Origin of the sequence: Psychromonas sp. (assembly GCF_047632995.1) — a bacterium.
GTDB lineage: Bacteria > Pseudomonadota > Gammaproteobacteria > Enterobacterales > Psychromonadaceae > Psychromonas.
This window is the reverse complement of sequence record NZ_JBLIEK010000081.1, coordinates 1-16,958: the sequence shown is the minus strand read 5'-3', so window position 1 is coordinate 16,958 and position 16,958 is coordinate 1. Positions and strand designations below refer to the sequence as shown.

Annotated in this window: 15 protein-coding genes; 14 read left to right on the top strand and 1 reads right to left on the bottom strand. The window is 42.0% G+C overall.

Annotated features, from left to right (window positions below; genetic code table 11):
• Nucleotides 1–322 precede the first annotated feature (322 nt).
• From flgB to ACJAT7_RS13145, 8 genes are all read left to right on the top strand, one after another.
• A complete protein-coding gene (gene flgB / locus ACJAT7_RS13180; RefSeq protein ID WP_415227263.1) occupies nt 323–724 on the top strand; it encodes a flagellar basal body rod protein FlgB in 402 nt (133 codons plus the stop codon).
• A gap of 21 nt (nt 725–745) precedes the next feature.
• On the top strand, nt 746–1,165 hold the full coding sequence (gene flgC, locus ACJAT7_RS13175; RefSeq protein ID WP_415227262.1) for a flagellar basal body rod protein FlgC: 420 nt from the start codon (nt 746–748) through the stop codon (nt 1,163–1,165).
• 10 nt (nt 1,166–1,175) lie between these two features.
• Nucleotides 1,176–1,874 carry a flagellar hook assembly protein FlgD gene (locus tag ACJAT7_RS13170; RefSeq protein ID WP_415227261.1) on the top strand — a complete coding sequence of 233 codons (699 nt, stop codon included), beginning with the start codon at nt 1,176–1,178 and terminating at the stop codon, nt 1,872–1,874.
• Nucleotides 1,875–1,886: 12 nt separating this feature from the next.
• Nucleotides 1,887–3,269: a flagellar hook protein FlgE gene (gene flgE / locus ACJAT7_RS13165; RefSeq protein WP_415227260.1), complete on the top strand. Its 1,383-nt coding sequence runs from the start codon at nt 1,887–1,889 to the stop codon at nt 3,267–3,269.
• Nucleotides 3,270–3,424: 155 nt separating this feature from the next.
• Complete coding sequence (locus ACJAT7_RS13160; RefSeq protein WP_415227259.1) at nt 3,425–4,171, top strand: flagellar basal body rod protein FlgF; 747 nt, start codon at nt 3,425–3,427, stop codon at nt 4,169–4,171.
• Between the two features lie 55 nt (nt 4,172–4,226).
• Nucleotides 4,227–5,015, top strand: a complete 789-nt coding sequence (gene flgG / locus ACJAT7_RS13155) for a flagellar basal-body rod protein FlgG (protein WP_415227258.1) — start codon at nt 4,227–4,229, stop codon at nt 5,013–5,015.
• A 12-nt stretch (nt 5,016–5,027) separates the two neighbouring features.
• Nucleotides 5,028–5,708, top strand: coding sequence for a flagellar basal body L-ring protein FlgH (locus tag ACJAT7_RS13150; RefSeq protein WP_415227257.1), 681 nt, complete (start codon nt 5,028–5,030; stop codon nt 5,706–5,708).
• A 33-nt stretch (nt 5,709–5,741) separates the two neighbouring features.
• Complete coding sequence (locus tag ACJAT7_RS13145; protein ID WP_415227256.1) at nt 5,742–6,842, top strand: flagellar basal body P-ring protein FlgI; 1,101 nt, start codon at nt 5,742–5,744, stop codon at nt 6,840–6,842.
• Between the two features lie 192 nt (nt 6,843–7,034).
• On the opposite strand, the gene ACJAT7_RS13140 is transcribed toward ACJAT7_RS13145, so the two are convergent.
• Nucleotides 7,035–8,357, bottom strand: coding sequence for a Na+/H+ antiporter family protein (locus tag ACJAT7_RS13140; RefSeq protein WP_415227264.1), 1,323 nt, complete (start codon nt 8,355–8,357; stop codon nt 7,035–7,037).
• A gap of 161 nt (nt 8,358–8,518) precedes the next feature.
• Between ACJAT7_RS13140 and flgJ the strand changes: the two genes are divergently transcribed.
• The 6 genes from flgJ to fbp all read left to right on the top strand — a co-directional run.
• The gene (flgJ, locus tag ACJAT7_RS13135; RefSeq protein WP_415227255.1) at nt 8,519–9,505 is read left to right on the top strand and encodes a flagellar assembly peptidoglycan hydrolase FlgJ; all 987 of its coding nucleotides are present in this window, start codon (nt 8,519–8,521) and stop codon (nt 9,503–9,505) included.
• The gene (flgK, locus tag ACJAT7_RS13130) at nt 9,498–11,600 is read left to right on the top strand and encodes a flagellar hook-associated protein FlgK (RefSeq protein WP_415227254.1); all 2,103 of its coding nucleotides are present in this window, start codon (nt 9,498–9,500) and stop codon (nt 11,598–11,600) included. Before flgJ ends, flgK begins: the two co-directional genes overlap by 8 nt.
• Before the next feature lie 169 nt (nt 11,601–11,769).
• Nucleotides 11,770–13,278: a flagellar hook-associated protein FlgL gene (flgL, locus tag ACJAT7_RS13125; RefSeq protein ID WP_415227253.1), complete on the top strand. Its 1,509-nt coding sequence runs from the start codon at nt 11,770–11,772 to the stop codon at nt 13,276–13,278.
• A 264-nt stretch (nt 13,279–13,542) separates the two neighbouring features.
• Nucleotides 13,543–15,231, top strand: a complete 1,689-nt coding sequence (locus ACJAT7_RS13120; protein ID WP_415227252.1) for a flagellin — start codon at nt 13,543–13,545, stop codon at nt 15,229–15,231.
• A gap of 408 nt (nt 15,232–15,639) precedes the next feature.
• Entirely contained in the window at nt 15,640–16,107 is a 468-nt protein-coding gene (locus ACJAT7_RS13115) for an RpiB/LacA/LacB family sugar-phosphate isomerase (protein ID WP_415227251.1), read from the top strand.
• 79 nt (nt 16,108–16,186) lie between these two features.
• On the top strand, nt 16,187–16,958 hold a 772-nt coding region (fbp, locus tag ACJAT7_RS13110; RefSeq protein ID WP_415227250.1), incomplete at its 3' end, for a class 1 fructose-bisphosphatase.

The window sequence follows — 16,958 nt, the reverse complement described above, 5'->3', positions numbered from 1 at the left end:
AGGTTTTGATTTAGAATGCTAGATCATCAACCTTCTGCCTAGAATCTCATCATTTATCGACTTGCTCTTGAAGTAGCTTGGGTGTACATCCAGTTACTGCCTCTTTATCGTCACTAAAGAGGCAACTTTTGCCACCTATCTGATATCCCCCCTTACTTAGCCTAAATCATTCCTTATCCATCAATAACTTTTTATACCAGCGTGCCTTATTGATGTCATTTTGTTGTGTGTTCTCTCTTTTTGTTGCGGATCTCTTGAAAAGATAACCCTTTATCTGTTTTTTGGCACAAGGGTTGCATTGTTTCTTTTAGAGGAGAAATTTATGGCGATTAACTTTGAAAATGCATTAGGAATTCATCAGCACACATTGGGCATTCGTGCTCGCCGCACTGAAATTTTAGCGGGTAATATTGCTAATGCTGACACACCAAATTACAAAGCACGAGATATTGACTTTAAAGATGCATTGCAAAATGCTAATTCTCGTTCTGGGGTTTCCTTAAGTCGTACAAACGAAAGCCATAAATCTGCTCAATCATTTTCTATGGCCCAGACTGGTGAATTGTTCCGTATGGGAAAACAGCCTGATACAGGTGATGGCAATACGGTTGATTTAGAAGTTGAACGTAATTTGTTTATGAAAAATAGTATGGAATATCAAGCAAGTTTAGATTTTCTGAACAGTAAAATTTCAACTTTGCGCAAGGCCATTAAAGGTCAATAATCAGCCGCTAGGAGAATCAAAATGAGTTTGTTAAGAGTATTAGATATATCTGCAACGGGTATGAGCGCTCAGTCTATTCGGTTGAATACAACGGCTAGTAACCTGGCAAATGCGAATAGTGTCAGTAGTAGCGAAGATCAAACCTATCGTGCCCGCCAGCCTGTTTTTGCTGCGGAGTTAAACCGTGCGAAAGGTGGCTTAAGCAGCGATGTGGGGGTAAAAGTACAAGGTATTGTTGAAAGTGATGCGCCTTTAAATAAAGAGTATGCGCCAAATCATCCCAAATCAGATGCAGATGGTTTTATATATCATTCAAACGTTAATGTGATGGAAGAGATGGCAAATATGATCAGTGCTTCGCGTTCTTACCAAACCAATGTGCAGATTGCAGATGCCGCCAAACAGATGCTAAGTCGTACATTGCAAATGGGCAAAGGTTAAGGGGTAATATATGACGACAATTAGTAATAACAGTTCATTGAATTTAACGACTCCCTTAACCGCGGAGCAGGTTGCCGCCAATAAAGAGATCGATGGCAAGCAGCAATTAAATCAGGAAGATTTCTTTTCCCTCTTATCACAACAACTTGCTTATCAAGATCCGTTTAAGCCCGTTGATAACTCAGAAATGATTGCACAGATGGCCTCGTTTACCACCGCGGAAGGTATTTCCACAATGGGCTCTGAGTTTGCTGGTATGAAAGAGGTATTAACCTCAAGTCAAGCCTTAGAAGCCTCATCTCTGGTGGGTAAAAAGGTACTTATCCCAAGTAATCAAGCTTATCTGCCGGAAACGGGGAATGTATCGGGTTCGATAAACTCTAAAACGGGGGCTTATAGTGTGATGGTTAATGTTGAAGATGCCAGTGGTGCTGTCGTTCGTACTATAAGTATGGGTGATATTGGCGCGGGTAATAAACGCTTTGCATGGGATGGATTAGATTCGCAAGGTAACCGAGCCAAAGCCGGGCAATATACATTAAAAGCAACCGGTCTTGTTAATGGTCAAGGTGAAGAGTTAACTACAGCCTCCTATGCGCATGTTGAAAGCGTCAGTTTAGGTGGCGGACAAGCCGGGGTTAATCTAAATCTACAGGGTTTAGGTGGAATTAAACTTACAGATGCAATTGAAGTTGCAGAAAATATATAAAAGGAAAATATTATGTCTTTTAATGTTGCGTTAAGCGGAATATCGGCCGCTCAAACTGATTTGGATACGACTGCCAATAATATTGCCAATGTAAATACCGTTGGCTTTAAAGAATCACGTGCGGAGTTCAGTAGTGTTTATGCAAATTCACTGTTTTCTAACAGTAAAACAAAAACGGGTGATGGTGTTTCTGTTGCTGCTGTTGCCCAGCAGTTTCATCAAGGCAGTTTAAAATTCACGCAGAACCCATTGGATTTGGCGATTACCGGCAGCGGTTTCTTTGCCACATCCGGTGACGTTGGCGAACGCGATTTAAGTTACACTCGTGGAGGTGAATTTAAACTTAATAATGAAAATTATATTGTTGATAATAGCGGCAACTATCTGCAAGCGTTCCCAGTTAATGAAGATGGAAGTTCATCCTCTGTGAGTTTAAGTACAACTAAGCCTATTCAAATTCCAGAAACAGCGGGGACACCAGTACCAACGAATGAAGTTGGCATTACTTTAAATTTACCTGCCGGTGATGCTGCGCTTGATCCTGCTAATTTTGATCCAGAAGATCCAGATACTTATAATAATGCAACATCGGTCACTATCTATGACTCATTAGGCGAGTCACATATTGCAAGCACCTATTATATTAAGCCTGAAAATGCATCTTATACAGATATTAACCAGTGGGTAACATTTGTTACTGTTGATGATAAACCTGTTGATCCTGTAACGACCGGTACCTATGATGTTGATATCGATACTGTTAGTGGTGATGGCATTCCAGATGGTGTTCCTGATGGTACACCTAAAAATGCTGAGTATATTGATGCGGATGGTGTTACACATAGTGGTGTTGTATTGACTTTTAATAATACAGGCGCTTACATAACAGATCCTCCATCATTCGCTTTTGAGTCTCTTGGTGATGCTGGTGCGTTAGATGCTGGCGCTGATGGAACTCAGGCTTTTGCCCTAAATTTTAAAGCGCCGACCCAGTTTGCGTCTTCATTTGAAGTGACCGCGTTAGAGCAAAACGGGTTAACCGTAGGGCGATTAACCGGTGTTGAAATTGGCAATGACGGATTAGTAAAAGCCACCTACAGCAATGGTACTTCGCAGCCCCTTTCTCGCGTTGCCATTGTCCGTTTCCGTAATGAGCAAGGTCTTTCGCAAAACGGATCGAGTTGGACCGCGTCACAAAATTCAGGGGATCCGCTGGCTGGGGAAGCAGCTTCTGGTTCATTCGGTGCGATTAATTCTGCCGCACTTGAACAGTCAAACGTCAATTTAACGACAGAGTTGGTCGATTTAATCACCGCACAGCGTAACTTCCAAGCCAATTCACGCGCATTAGAAATTAATAACACCTTGCAGCAGACGATATTGCAGATTAGATAACTGCTCTATCACTCCCCGCACGGCCCAACAAACGCACCTTTTCAGGTGCGTTTTGCTTATCTCTTACTATTAAATTTTCTTGGCATAAGTTTTGCATTTCTATTAGCTATAGAACTAAATTGTCATCGTGATTTTAAATCGCTTAAGGAATAAAAATGGATCGCTTTCTTTATATCTCAATGTCCGGTGCCAAAGAGAGTATGAATGCTTTGGCAATTCATGGTAATAACCTTGCAAATGCAGGAAAAACCGGCTTTAAAGCCAGTTTTGAACAGGCACGTAGCATGCAGGTTTACGGCGAAGGTTTACCGACCCGTGTCTTCTCTTTAGCAGAAGAGCCCGGGCAAAATTTTGAAAGCGGCATATTACAAACGACAGGTAGAGATTTAGATGTGGCCATTGAAGGCGATGGTTGGTTGGTGGTTGAGTCTCAATTAGGTGGTCAAGCTATGACGCGCGCCGGCGGATTAAATGTTAATCAGCAAGGTTACCTGGTGGATACGAAAGGCAATCAGCTCGTAGATAAAAAAGGCAATCCCGTTTATATCCCATTACCTGTTGAAAAATTCAGCATCCGCAAAGATGGCGTGGTGGAAATTCGTCCCGAAGGCGCTCCCGCTGATGCAATGGAAGAGATTGCACAATTAAAACTTGTTAATCCCAGTGTTAAAGATTTGATGCGCGGTCAAGATGGATTATTTAGACGTATAGACGGGGTTGAGCCTGCGTTTGATGAGCAAGTTTCACTGCAAAGTGGCACGCTTGAAGCGTCTAATGTGAATTTAAGCAGTGAGTTGACCGGTATGATTAACTTGCAGCGGCAATTTGAAATGCAAATTAAAATGATGAAAAAAGCAGAAGAGATAGATAAAAGTTCAGAATCTCTATTGCGTGTTGTTTAACTTAGCCTGATGCTTTTTGTAAGCAACGGTATTTGATAAATTAAGGAGTAAGATTATGCATCCCGCTTTATGGATAAGTAAAACCGGGTTAGATGCCCAACAAACAAATGTGGCGACTATCTCTAATAACCTGGCCAATGCCAGCACCATAGGTTTCAAAAAAAGTCGTGCGGTATTTGAAGATCTACTTTATCAGAATATCAATCAGCCGGGTGCAAATGCCACGCAAAATACTAAGTTACCTTCGGGTTTGATGATTGGCTCCGGTGCAAAAGTGGTCGCTGTACAGAAGAATTTTGAGCAAGGTAATGCGCTGACGACTAATAACTCATTAGATATTATGATTGATGGAGACGGTTTCTTTGAAATAGAGATGCCCGATGGCAGTTCAGGCTATACGCGTAACGGCCAGTTTCAGTTAAATGAAGAGGGTATGATGGTAACCCCTGGATCGGGTTATCCGTTATTACCACAAGTACAAATCCCCAATAACGCGCAGTCAATAACTGTTGGCTCCGAAGGGGAGGTCTCTGTACGTATCGCCGGACAAGCAGCAAATCAAGTGGTGGGGCAGTTAAGCGTAAATGATTTTGTAAATCCTTCCGGGCTTGAGCCAATAGGTGAGAATTTATATACAGAAACAGGTGCAAGTGGCGCGCCACTGCAAGGTGTACCGGGTGGTGATGGCATGGGCTTTTTACGTCAAGGCATGCTGGAAACCTCAAATGTTAATGTAACAGAAGAGTTAGTAAACTTAATTGAAAGCCAACGTGTTTATGAAATGAACTCAAAGGTGATTTCAGCCGTTGATGAAATGCTCTCTTATGTTAGTCAGCAACTATAATAGGGATAGGTTATGTTTAAACTAACACTCTTGATTAGCCTTAGTTTATTAGCCGGTTGTACGTCGCTGCCTAATGAAAATGTCAAAGATGATCCTGAATTTATCCCGGTAGAGCCGCCAGCACTGGATTACGATATCGCCTCGACGGGATCCATGTACCAAGATAGCTACGCCAATAATCTTTATTCAGATATTAAAGCGCATCGTATCGGTGACATAATTACTGTCTATTTGAATGAATCAACCAGTGCTAAGAAACAATCGGGCTCCAGTCAAGCAAAGTCAAACAGTTATGACTTAGGTGTTGATCCTATGGTGGTACCGGGAAATGGAACACCCTTTTCACTTTCAGGTCTTGGCATCGGTGCAAGTCAGCAAAGCTCGTTTGAGGGTGATGCGGATGCAGACCAAAGCAATAGTTTAAAAGGCAGTATCACTGTTAATGTCACGCGTGTATTAAATAATGGCAATTTAGAGATTCGCGGTGAAAAATGGTTAATGCTTAATAATGGCGAAGAGTTTGTACGCATAAAAGGGGTGATCCGTTCAGAAGATGTGAGATCAGACAACTCCATCTCATCAATGAGAGTTGCCAATGCGCGTATTCAGTATGGCGGAACAGGTGATTTGGCCAATACACAAAGACAAGGTTGGTTAACCGCATTTTTTAATGGCCCCTATTGGCCACTGTAAGTTAAAAAAGCAGGTTAAAACAAGGAATTTAATATGAAATCAATTATCAAATCATTACTACCCATACTGCTGCTTACTTTTTTCAGCAGCAGTTATGCGGCGCGAATTAAAGATATTGCCAGTGTGCAGGGGGTACGCAGTAACCAATTGGTTGGTTATGGTTTGGTCGTAGGTTTGCCTGGAACGGGTGAAAAAAGCAGCAAGTTTACCGAGCAAGCGTTTGCGACTATGCTGCGTAATTTTGGTATCAATATTCCCGAGGGTGAGAAATTAAAAATAAAAAATGTCGCGCCTGTTGCGATAACTGCTGAATTAAAACCCTTTACTAAACGTGGTCAGAAAATTGACATTACCGTGGCGGCAATTGGTGAAGCGAAAAGTTTGCGCGGTGGTCAGCTGCTACAAACCTTCCTAAAAGGGGTCGATGGCAACGTCTATGCACTTGCACAGGGAAGCTTAGTGGTTGGCGGTTTAGGTGCAGAAGGTGCTGACGGCTCTAAGGTTGTGATCAATACCCCCACTGTTGGACGTATTTCTAATGGCGCTATTGTTGAACGTGAGGTTAAATCTCCTTTCGCCCAGGGTGATAGTATTACCTTTAATCTCCATCGTTCTGATTTCACAACTGCCAAAAGAATGGCAGATATAATTAACAATTTAGTTGGCCCGGATACGGCAACATTAGTAGATGCAACATCAGTCAAAGTGCTTGCACCGCGTAATGTCTCACAACGCGTCTCTTATTTATCAACACTGGAAAATTTAGAATTTGAGCCGGCACGCGGCAGTGCAAAAATCATTGTCAATTCACGCACCGGCACTATTGTGATTGGGCAAGATGTGAAATTACTGCCAACCGCTATCACCCATGGTGGTGTCACTGTGACGATTAGCGAAAATAAAGAGGTTTCACAACCCAATGCGTTTGCTGGTGGAAAAACAGAAGTGGTGGATAACAGCACCATAAATATGACCCAAGAAAATAGCCGAATGTTTAAATTTGAGACGGGTGTTAGTCTTAATGAGTTAGTGCGTGCGGTCAATGAGGTGGGTTTAGCGCCCGGTGATTTAATGGCAATTTTAGAAGCGCTTAAACAGGCTGGTGCACTGCAGGGTGAGTTAATCATTATCTAATGTAACTATCAGTAGCTTGTTATTTTGTCCAATTTCTTCGTTAAAAGTGCTCATTTATGCTTATAAACTGCGCGCTTTTGCCTCTAACTTGAACAAAATCCCTACGTCCTGATAGTGACTAACGGATTATATAGGTATCGAAAAAGGGAAAGTAGTTTATCTACTTTCCCTTTTTAGTTTCTGCTGTTAATGCTACAGGGTCATAGCGGCAAGCCAGCCAAAGACAATTAAGGGTAAATTGTAGTGAATAAATGTCGGCACAACGGTATCCCAGATATGGTCGTGCTTGTCATCTGCATTTAACCCCGATGTGGGTCCTAACGTCGAGTCAGATGCGGGTGAGCCTGCATCACCCAATGCGGCCGCCGTACCCACTAGGGCAATAGTTGCCATGGGTGAAAAGCCAAATGCGACAGCAAGGGGCACGTAAATAGTGGCAATAATTGGGATAGTAGAAAATGAAGAGCCGATTCCCATAGTGACAAGCAGACCGACAATAAGCATTAATAACGCGGCTAATGGTTTATTGTGACCAACATTTGAAGAAAGCATTTCAACTAATGTTTCAACTCCGCCAGTGGTTTTCATCACGGCTGCAAAACCAGCCGCTGCAATCATAATAAAACCTATCATCGCCATCATATGCACGCCTTTAGTGAATACATCCTGCGTTTCTTTCCATGCGATAACGCCGCCGACAGTAAATACCACAAAACCTGCTAATGCACCTATGATCATAGATCCGCATAAAAGCTGGGTAGCCAGCGTTGCGATAATCGCCACGACTGCAACCGCTATATGGCGTTTATCTAATTCTTTGTGTGCCGCTTGCTTCCGAACGGGCTCTGTTTGCGGGTAAATTCGCGGTTTACGATAACTGATAAAGGTCGCAATCAGCAGTCCAACAACCATCCCCAGCGCAGGTAAAATCATTGCTGTTGGCACTTGGCTTGCCGTTACGTCGAGGCCATTATCATGTAAGTTTTTTAATAAAATATTATGTAAAAAGATACCGCCAAAACCAATAGGTAAGACCATATAGGGGGTAATTAGGCCGAAGGTTAATACACATGCAACCAAACGTCGGTCTAAACGTAATTTTTCAAAAACAGTCAATAAAGGGGGAATTAAAATGGGGATAAAAGCGATATGTACCGGAATGATATTTTGCGAGGAGACCGCCATTAATAAGATCATCGCAAGCACTGAATATTTAATAACATTCGTTAGATGATCCGGATGTCTGCCGTGAATTTTTTTAATAACAGTTTGCGCTAACAAATCGGTAATACCCGATTTAGAAATAGCCACCGCAAATGCGCCTAGCATTGCATAACTTAACGCGATAGTCGCACCTCCTCCGAGTCCGCCTTCAAAAGCGCTGACCGTATCGGCTATTGACATACCGGCACTTAAACCGCCAATTAATGCACTGAGCGTTAATGCCACCACCACATTAATGCGCAATAAAGAGAGAGCCAGCATTATGCAGACCGAGAGTATAACGGGGTTAATCATAGATCGTCCTTTCTGTGAAAAAAAAGAGGCATTCTACGTGACTCGCCATTTTTATAAAGGCAATTAACTAATATATTAATTGTCGTCTGTGACAATAATGGCACTATTTTTGCTTTATTTGTTTAGAGAGTTGTAATGGATAATAAACGAGGCTTAAAATGGCTAATCAGGCAGTGACACAAGCAAGTAATTACTTTGATTTACAAGGACTAGACGATTTGCGTCAAAAAGCCCAAAGTAATAGTAAAGACTCGCTTCGTGAGGTGGCAAACCAATTTGAATCTATGTTTGCCACTATGCTGATTAAATCTATGCGTCAGGCAAACGAAGCATTTGAAACTGATAGCCCGTTTAATAACAAACAAACAAAATTCTATACTGATATGCAAGATAAACAGCTCGCACTTGATATCAGTCGTCATGGTTCGTTAGGTTTGGCTGATGCCTTAGTCAGACAGCTTGATCCAGCCTCGATTGCCGCGCCTAAATCAGTGCTGCTCGAACAGTTAACTATGGCAAATAATAAACAGCAGCCGATGATCGACTTAGAAAAATCCTTGCCTGCAATTGAGTTAAATAAACCGGATCAGACTACGGCCAGAAGTCAGTTTTCCGCAACAAGTCAGTCTGTAGTGCAAAACAAGCAGCCGGAATTCACAGATAAAAAATCATTTATTGACGCATTACTGCCGTATGCCAAAAAAGCGGCACAGCTTTTAGGGGTTTCGCCAGCAGTTTTAGTCGCACAATCCGCACTGGAAACGGGTTGGGGCAAAAAAATAATTAACAGTGCAGATAATCAAAGCAGTTTTAACCTTTTTAATATCAAAGCGAATAAAGGTTGGCAGGGAGATAAAGTCGCAAAAGATAGTCTAGAAGTTGAACAGGGTGTGGCTGTTAAGCGTCGCTCTAATTTCAGAGCCTATGACAGTCTGGCGCAGAGTTTTGACGATTATGGTGACTTTATTGCAACCAATAAACGTTATCAGGGCGCGCTTCAGCAAGGAACCGATGCTGACCGTTATATTGAAGAGCTACAGCAGGCAGGTTACGCAACCGATCCGCAATACGCAGATAAAATTAAAGCAATTATGAAAAATGAAGAGTTTCAAGCCGTTTTAGCTGAGGGGAATTTCAATGGCTGATCTATTACAAATTGGTTTATCGGGAATATATTCATCACAGGCAAGTCTGGCGACAACCGGGCACAATATTGCCAACGTTAATACTGCAGGTTACTCACGCCAAACCGTACAAGTTTCAACGGCTGGCTCGGAACGATACGGTAGTTACTTTATAGGCCAGGGCTCGATGGTAAGTGGAATTGAGCGTGCGTACGATAAATTTGCCTTCACTGAAAATATTATGAATACCTCACAATATGGTTACTCTAAAGAGGTTTATGCACAAAGTAGCCAGTTAGATATGTTATTTTCAAATGAAAGCACCTCAGTGACTCAGCCCGTTTTATCCGTATTTGAGACACTTAATGGTGTTGCCGATCACCCCAATATGCTCGAGTCGCGCACGGTATTTCTTGAGTCCTCAGCAAATATGATTAATCAATATAATCGTCTTTACGACAATCTTGAAATTCAATATACAGGTCTCAATAACGATATTACTAATACAGCATCTATCATTACTACGCTTGCTGGTAATTTAGCCAATATTAATCAACAAATTTCTGCCGTTGTAGGCAGTGGTGGGCAAAGCAATTCCAATGATCTCTTGGATAGGCGTGATCAGGCGATCACTGAACTCAGTGAACTAGTCAATGTTTCCGTTGTGCCCACTGATAACGGTATGGTTAATATCTATATGGGTAGTGGTCAATCATTGGTGATGGGTAATGAGTCAGTGAATGTTGTTGCAGTTAATGGCGACCCAGATCCTTCGCGCAAAGAGATGGCGCTTAACGTTAATGGTAATTTGGTGAAAATGGATGGCAGCCGATTAGGCGGTAAAGTCGCTGCTATGTTTGATACTCGGGATAATGATTTGGATCGTGCTTTTAATCAACTCGGTCAAAATATTATCGGTTTAACCCATGCTATTAACGAGCAGCAAAAAGAGGGGCAGACGCTGGATGGGCAGATTGGTGATAATCTGTTTAATGATATTAATGCTGATGCAAGTATGAAAAGGCGTGTATTGGCACATAATGATGGTTTGGGCAGTGCGCAATTGAGTCTACGAGTCGATGACCTTAGCCAATTGACGCCAGATGATTATGAATTAGTGGTTAATGATTATGATACAACGACTCCCCCCGGCACGATTGAATTCACAGTGACGAATAAAACAACAGGTAAGGCAGAACTGTTAGGACCTATTAATCTGGCTGATACAGAGCGTATTGCAATCCCTAATTCGGGGTTAAGTTTGGGGATCGATGCGATTACAGCTGCTGATCCGTTACAAGCGGGAAAAACATTTACACTGCAGCCAACACGCTTAGCTGCACAAGAGGCAAGTTTACTGCATAAAGATCCGGCCAAAGTTGCCGCCGCTGACGCTGAAATTAAAACAGTTGCTGCAGATACTAATACAGGGGATGCAGTTCTGCGTACTAGCGCAATTAATAATCCGCTTGATAAGTTATATATGGATGCAGATAATCCACTAGAGATAGTTATTACAGGTAATACACCGGGTGGTGATATCACTTTTGATATTGTTGATAAAAATGGTAATCCGGTTACTCTGCCAGCTTCATCAGCTCCCCCCGCGCCACCAGATTCAGCTAATAACTATACACCGGCAAAGGTATCTGGGGATACGCTGAGCGGTTTAACTGTGACCCCTAATCTGTTAACGGGAAAGGTAACCTTTGATTTAGCGGGTATTGAAGTTGAGATGTATGCGGGATCTCCGGATGTCGGCGATAAATTCACCCTGAATTTTAATGAAACGGGTGTCGGTGATAACCGTAATATCATGGAAATAGCTGGCTTACAGAGTCAGAAAATAATGAATAATAATAAAGCAACATTCCAAGATGTATACAGTGGTATGTTATCTGAAATAGGTGCAAAAACCGGCAATGCTGATGTGTCCATGCAGTCAACCTATATATTAAAAAACCAATCTACTGAGCGGATTCAAAGTACCAGTGGTGTCAATATGGATGAAGAGGCTGCCAACTTGCTGCAATACCAGCAATACTACAGCGCCGCAGCGCGAGTGATTACAGTTGCCGGCGAGCTCTTTGATACTATTTTACAAGCTTCCCGATAACGTTTTTTTGTTATGAGCTAACAATGTTTAATCCTATTGTCAGCTCATTTTTTATCGCTTGCTTTAAAAAAACAGTAACTCAACTTCAGTTGGAACGTTTATTGCATCGCATTAAATTAAATATGTTTGATTGAGCGAACAAGTTCATTAAAGAATAAGAGAGGCAATTATGCGCATTTCCACGCAGATGTTTTATCAACGCAGTACAGAAAACGTGATGTCACAGCAAACTAAACTGAGTCAGCAAAATCAGTATATGTCAGCGGCTAAACGTGTCCTTACTGGGTCTGATGATCCCGTTGCCATTTCGACTATTCAGCGTTTAAAGCAAGATATCTCCTTGGGTGAGCAATTAATTAAAAATGGTGAAATGGCTGAAACTGCAAATTCATTAGAAGAGACGGCACTGGCACAAACGACCAATATATTACAGCGTGTGCGCGAGTTAATGGTTTCTGCAGGTAATGGCACTTATAACGATCAGAATCGCGAGGCGGTTGCTAAACAGTTAGGGGGGTTACGTGAAGAGTTAATGGGGGTTGCCAATACCAAAGATGGCAATAGCCAATATATCTTTGCCGGTTATCAAGTTGATACTCAGCCCTTTCAAGAGAATGAATTTGGTGCGATTGATTATCATGGCGATGGCGGGGAGCGAGATTATAAAGTGGGCTCGAGTGTACTTGTCCAAGGCAATAATTCCGGCTCTTCAGTTTTTACCGATATCAAAGAGGGCAATGGTACCTTTGTTGCAGAAGCTAATCTGAATAATGGTGGTTCAGGTGTTATTGATGCGGCCTCTGTTATTGATAGTGATGCTGCAACTGTTTTTTCAGATCAAGATTATACCATCTCAATGAGTGAATCGGTCCCTGCAGGAGATTCTGAATATTCGGTTTATGGTTTAAAAGAGGTGGCCGTTACCGGTAGCGCAAATGTAAAAATTTCAAAAATAGACTTAACCGATCCTAATATTGGTAATGTTAATCCTGCCGGCACATACCCGGCTGCCAGTAGTGATGTTAATGTAGAATTTTTTGCCACAGGAACTCCCGGGGAATTTGAAGTTCAAATCAATGGCCAATCATCATTACCTGCGATTTATGATACAGCTAATACACAATCACAAGAGGTAACGATTGATGGTATTTCAGTTGAGGTGGACGGTTTACCTAACGCGGGTGATCAATATGGTTTAACAAAATATGTTTCCCCTACATTATATACAGAAGGGCAGTCCATTGAATTTAATGGTATTAAAACAGCCTTAAAAGGCAATGTTGCCGAATTTGACAGTTTTACTCTAGCTCAAAGTGGCAGTAAGGATATTTTTTCTACCATCCAGGATAGTATTGATGCCTTAAGAATACCGGGTGAGGATGGGGCTGCTAAAGCGCAACGAGAAATGCGTTTAGATATGGGCCGTCAGCAAGTTGACAATGCGATGAGTAATGTGACGGGAATTCGTACTTCTGTGGGAACGCGATTACAAACAGTCGCAAATCAGAAAGAATCTAATTTAGATTTTAATCTAGCCAGTAAAAAAACATTATCAAATTTAGAAGATCTGGATATGGCGGCCGCTATTAGTGAGTTTTCCATGCAAAGCAGCATATTAGAGATCACCCAGAAAACATTTGTGCAGATGCAGAATATGAGTCTGTTTAAACTAATATAAAAATAATCAGACAAGAAAAAAGAGGCAATTTATTGCCTCTTTTTTTTCGTCATTTTTTCTTCAGATGAAGATCTAAATACCTTTTTAGTTCTTAATTTTTTTATTTAAAACCCATAACGTACTGTTTTAAAGGTGAAATTGTTCATGCTTTAAAAGTTGGCATGTAAATCGCATTATAAAAAGGGAGAGTAAAAATTGACGGCAAATTAAACAATAATTGCCGATTTCCCCGACTAAGGGACAAAAGGAACAAAGGAGCAAATTATGCCGCAAATGATAAATACCAATATAATGTCGCTAAATGCACAGCGTCAATTAAATAAAAGTCAGCTTACACAAAATGAAGCGATGGAACGTCTCTCTTCGGGTTTGCGTATTAACAGCGCAAAAGATGATGCTGCAGGTCTTGCCATCTCAACTGGGATGCAGTCACAAATCCGCGGTATCAACCAAGCGGTGCGTAACTCCAATGATGGTATCTCGATGACGCAAACGGCAGAGGGGTCAATGGATGAAATGACCAATATTCTGCAACGTATGCGTGAACTGTCTGTGCAAGCAGCCAATGATACCAATTCATCTGATAACAAAGCCTCCATCCAGACAGAGGTGGACCAACTTTACAGTGAGCTAGAGCGTATCTCTGATACCACGCAGTTCAATGGAACCAACTTATTAGACGGTTCAAATGCCTCAACGACACTGCAAATTGGCGCGAATTCAGGTGAAAGCTTAACCTTTTCCATTGAGAGTGTAACAGCGGCCTCTTTAGGTTTAGACGGCGGCGTAAATAAAGGCGATCTTAACGGTGGGCGGGTTTCTACTGCTGCTGTTACTGCCGGTGATATCGCTATAAATGGTGTTGATATATCGGCTGTAGCAGCAAGTGGTGGTGCCGTTGAAATGGCGAAAGCAATTAATCTGGAGACAGCCTCAACTGGGGTGGTTGCCGATGCCTATAATGTGGTTGAAGGGCATACAGGCACAGGTATTACTAATGGCCTTGAATTGACGGTGGGTGATGGCACTGCAGTAACACTCGGTGCAACCTCCTCCATGGCAAATTTAGCGGAAACCATCAATCGTGATGTAGCTGGGTTAACTGCAACGGTTGGCGATGATGGCGCGTTAATCTTAAATAATGATACCGGTGAGGCAATTACCGTAAGTGGAGTATCGGCCGGCTCTGGTTTAGAAGGAGATACTGCGGATCCAGTTACTTATCAGGGTTACCTAGGATTAACCAGTCAAGATGATAGCCCGATCAGTGTTAATAAAGGTTCGGCTGCTACAGCTGCTGCCGTTGATACGCAATTATTAGGTTTTATGGTGACCAATGGTTCAGCCGTAACTGGTGGCACTGCTGCCACAACAGCGATAGACGACGCGGATGCGATTACTATTAACGGTGTACCTTTTAAAACAACAGAAACAACATCAGCAAATAAAATAATTGAGATTAATAAGTTAACCGATCAAACTGGTGTTACGGCAAGTCCAAACACAGGAGCTGATGGTATTATCTTCACCAATGCTGATGGTGGTGATATTGTGATTGCCAGTGGCGCAGCAACAGAGAGTGATAAAACTGACGCACTTGCAAAACTGGGTGTAAATGATGTCGGTGGTACCGCAGTAACCGATTTATCGTTAAGTGTAACTACCTCTCAAAAAGCATCGTCAAGTATTGATAAAATCGATTTTGCATTGAGTAAAATATCAGAATCTCGTGCGGGTTTAGGTGCTATTCAAAACCGCTTAGGCTCTACGATTTCCAATCTTGAAAACGTGTCGCAAAACTTGGCCGCATCTAATTCTCGAATCCAAGATGCCGACTTTGCTGCTGAAACATCGAAAATGAGTAAAGCGCAAATCTTGCAGCAAGCGGGTACCTCTATGCTGGCGCAGGCTAACGCAAGCACGCAAAACGTATTATCACTACTGCAAGGCTAGTAGTGTAAATAGGTAACGGTGAGCTTTTATTAGTGACACCAGTGCAGATGAAATGGGTGAAAGTTTCTTTGGTTTTTACTCTCATGTTTTCCGATGAATAGCCCATTTAAAGGTAGCCTTGGCTACCTTTTTCTTTTATAGCAATGTACAACTCTTTCCTTAATTTCTTTGCGATTCCCAACCTTAAAGCTAGATAAATCTACACCAGATAAAAAATCAAAAAAAATAGTTGCAATTAAAGCTGAATCGTTTCAGTATACAGGCTGAAACGATTCAGTTGTGGCGGGTGGATTAAGGCAGAATGATAGCTAAACTTAGGCTCAAGCCGCTAATTTTTCCCTTAGCCTTCGTCAGTGAAGACAATTAATCAGTTTACAGATAACGCAACTATCTAATAAGGAAAATAATATGAAAATAGCAATGGCCTGTGATCACGCCGCTTTTAGTTTAAAAGAGGAAGTGAAACTGTTTTTAGAAAACGGCGGTCACACAGTGTTAGATTTTGGCGCAAATAGCGACGCGCCCTGTGATCTATCCGATCATATCTACCCGGCGGCATTGGCTGTTGCGAAGGGTGAAGCCGAGCGTGGCATTTTTATTGATGGTGTTGGTTATGGCAGCGCCTTGATCGCCAATAAAATTTCAGGTTTATATGCGGCGGTCTGCCAAGACTCTTTTTGCGCGCAATTAGCACGCTCTCATTCTGACACCAATGTACTTTGCCTTGGCGCTAAAATAATAGGCTCCGGCATCGCTTTGGAGATTGTCAATACGTGGATGACCACTGAATTTCTGAGCGGTGAAGAAAAATATAAAAAACGTGTTGATAAAGTGATAGCAATCTCGGATAAACATTTAAAACCCCTGTCACTTTAAAAGCCCTAGCGCTTTAAATGCTGACGGTACTTATAAAGGTAAAGTTCACAAATAATTATTGTAGATAAAAGGAGATAAAATGATTACGCTCGGTGAATATATTATTAAAAAACAGCATGAATTTCCTGAAGCAACAGGGGAATTATCATCACTATTAGGCTCAATCCAGTTAGCGGCAAAGATCGTTAATAGAGAAATAAATAAAGCCGGATTAGTTGATATTATTGGTGATACCGGCATTGAAAATGTGCAGGGTGAAATCCAGCAAAAAATGGATCTCTACGCCAATAACGTCTTTAAAGCGTCATTAGAAGCGCGTGGTGAAGTTTGTGGTGTCGCGTCCGAGGAGGAAGACGAGTTTATTTCATTTGATGAACAACGCTGCATGAATAGTAAATATGTGGTGTTAATGGATCCGCTTGATGGATCTTCAAATATTGATGTCAATGTCTCGGTCGGCACCATCTTTTCTATCTATCGCCGCATCAGTGCGGCCGGTCAACCTGTTACTCTGGAGGATTTCTTACAGCCCGGAGATAATCAGGTTGCAGCCGGATATATAATATACGGTTCATCGACCATGTTGGTTTATACCACCGGCTATGGTACGCATGGCTTTACCTGTGATCCGTCTCTGGGGGTTTTTTATCTGTCGCATGAAAACCTGAAAATGCCAGAGGAGGGGGCTATCTACTCAATCAATGAGGGAAATTATCTGCAATTTCCGCAGGGCGTAAAAAAATATATAAAATACTGTCAGGAAATAGATAGTGAAACCAACCGGCCTTACACATCGCGTTATATCGGATCCTTGGTTTCCGATTTCCACAGAAACTTACTTAAAGGTGGCA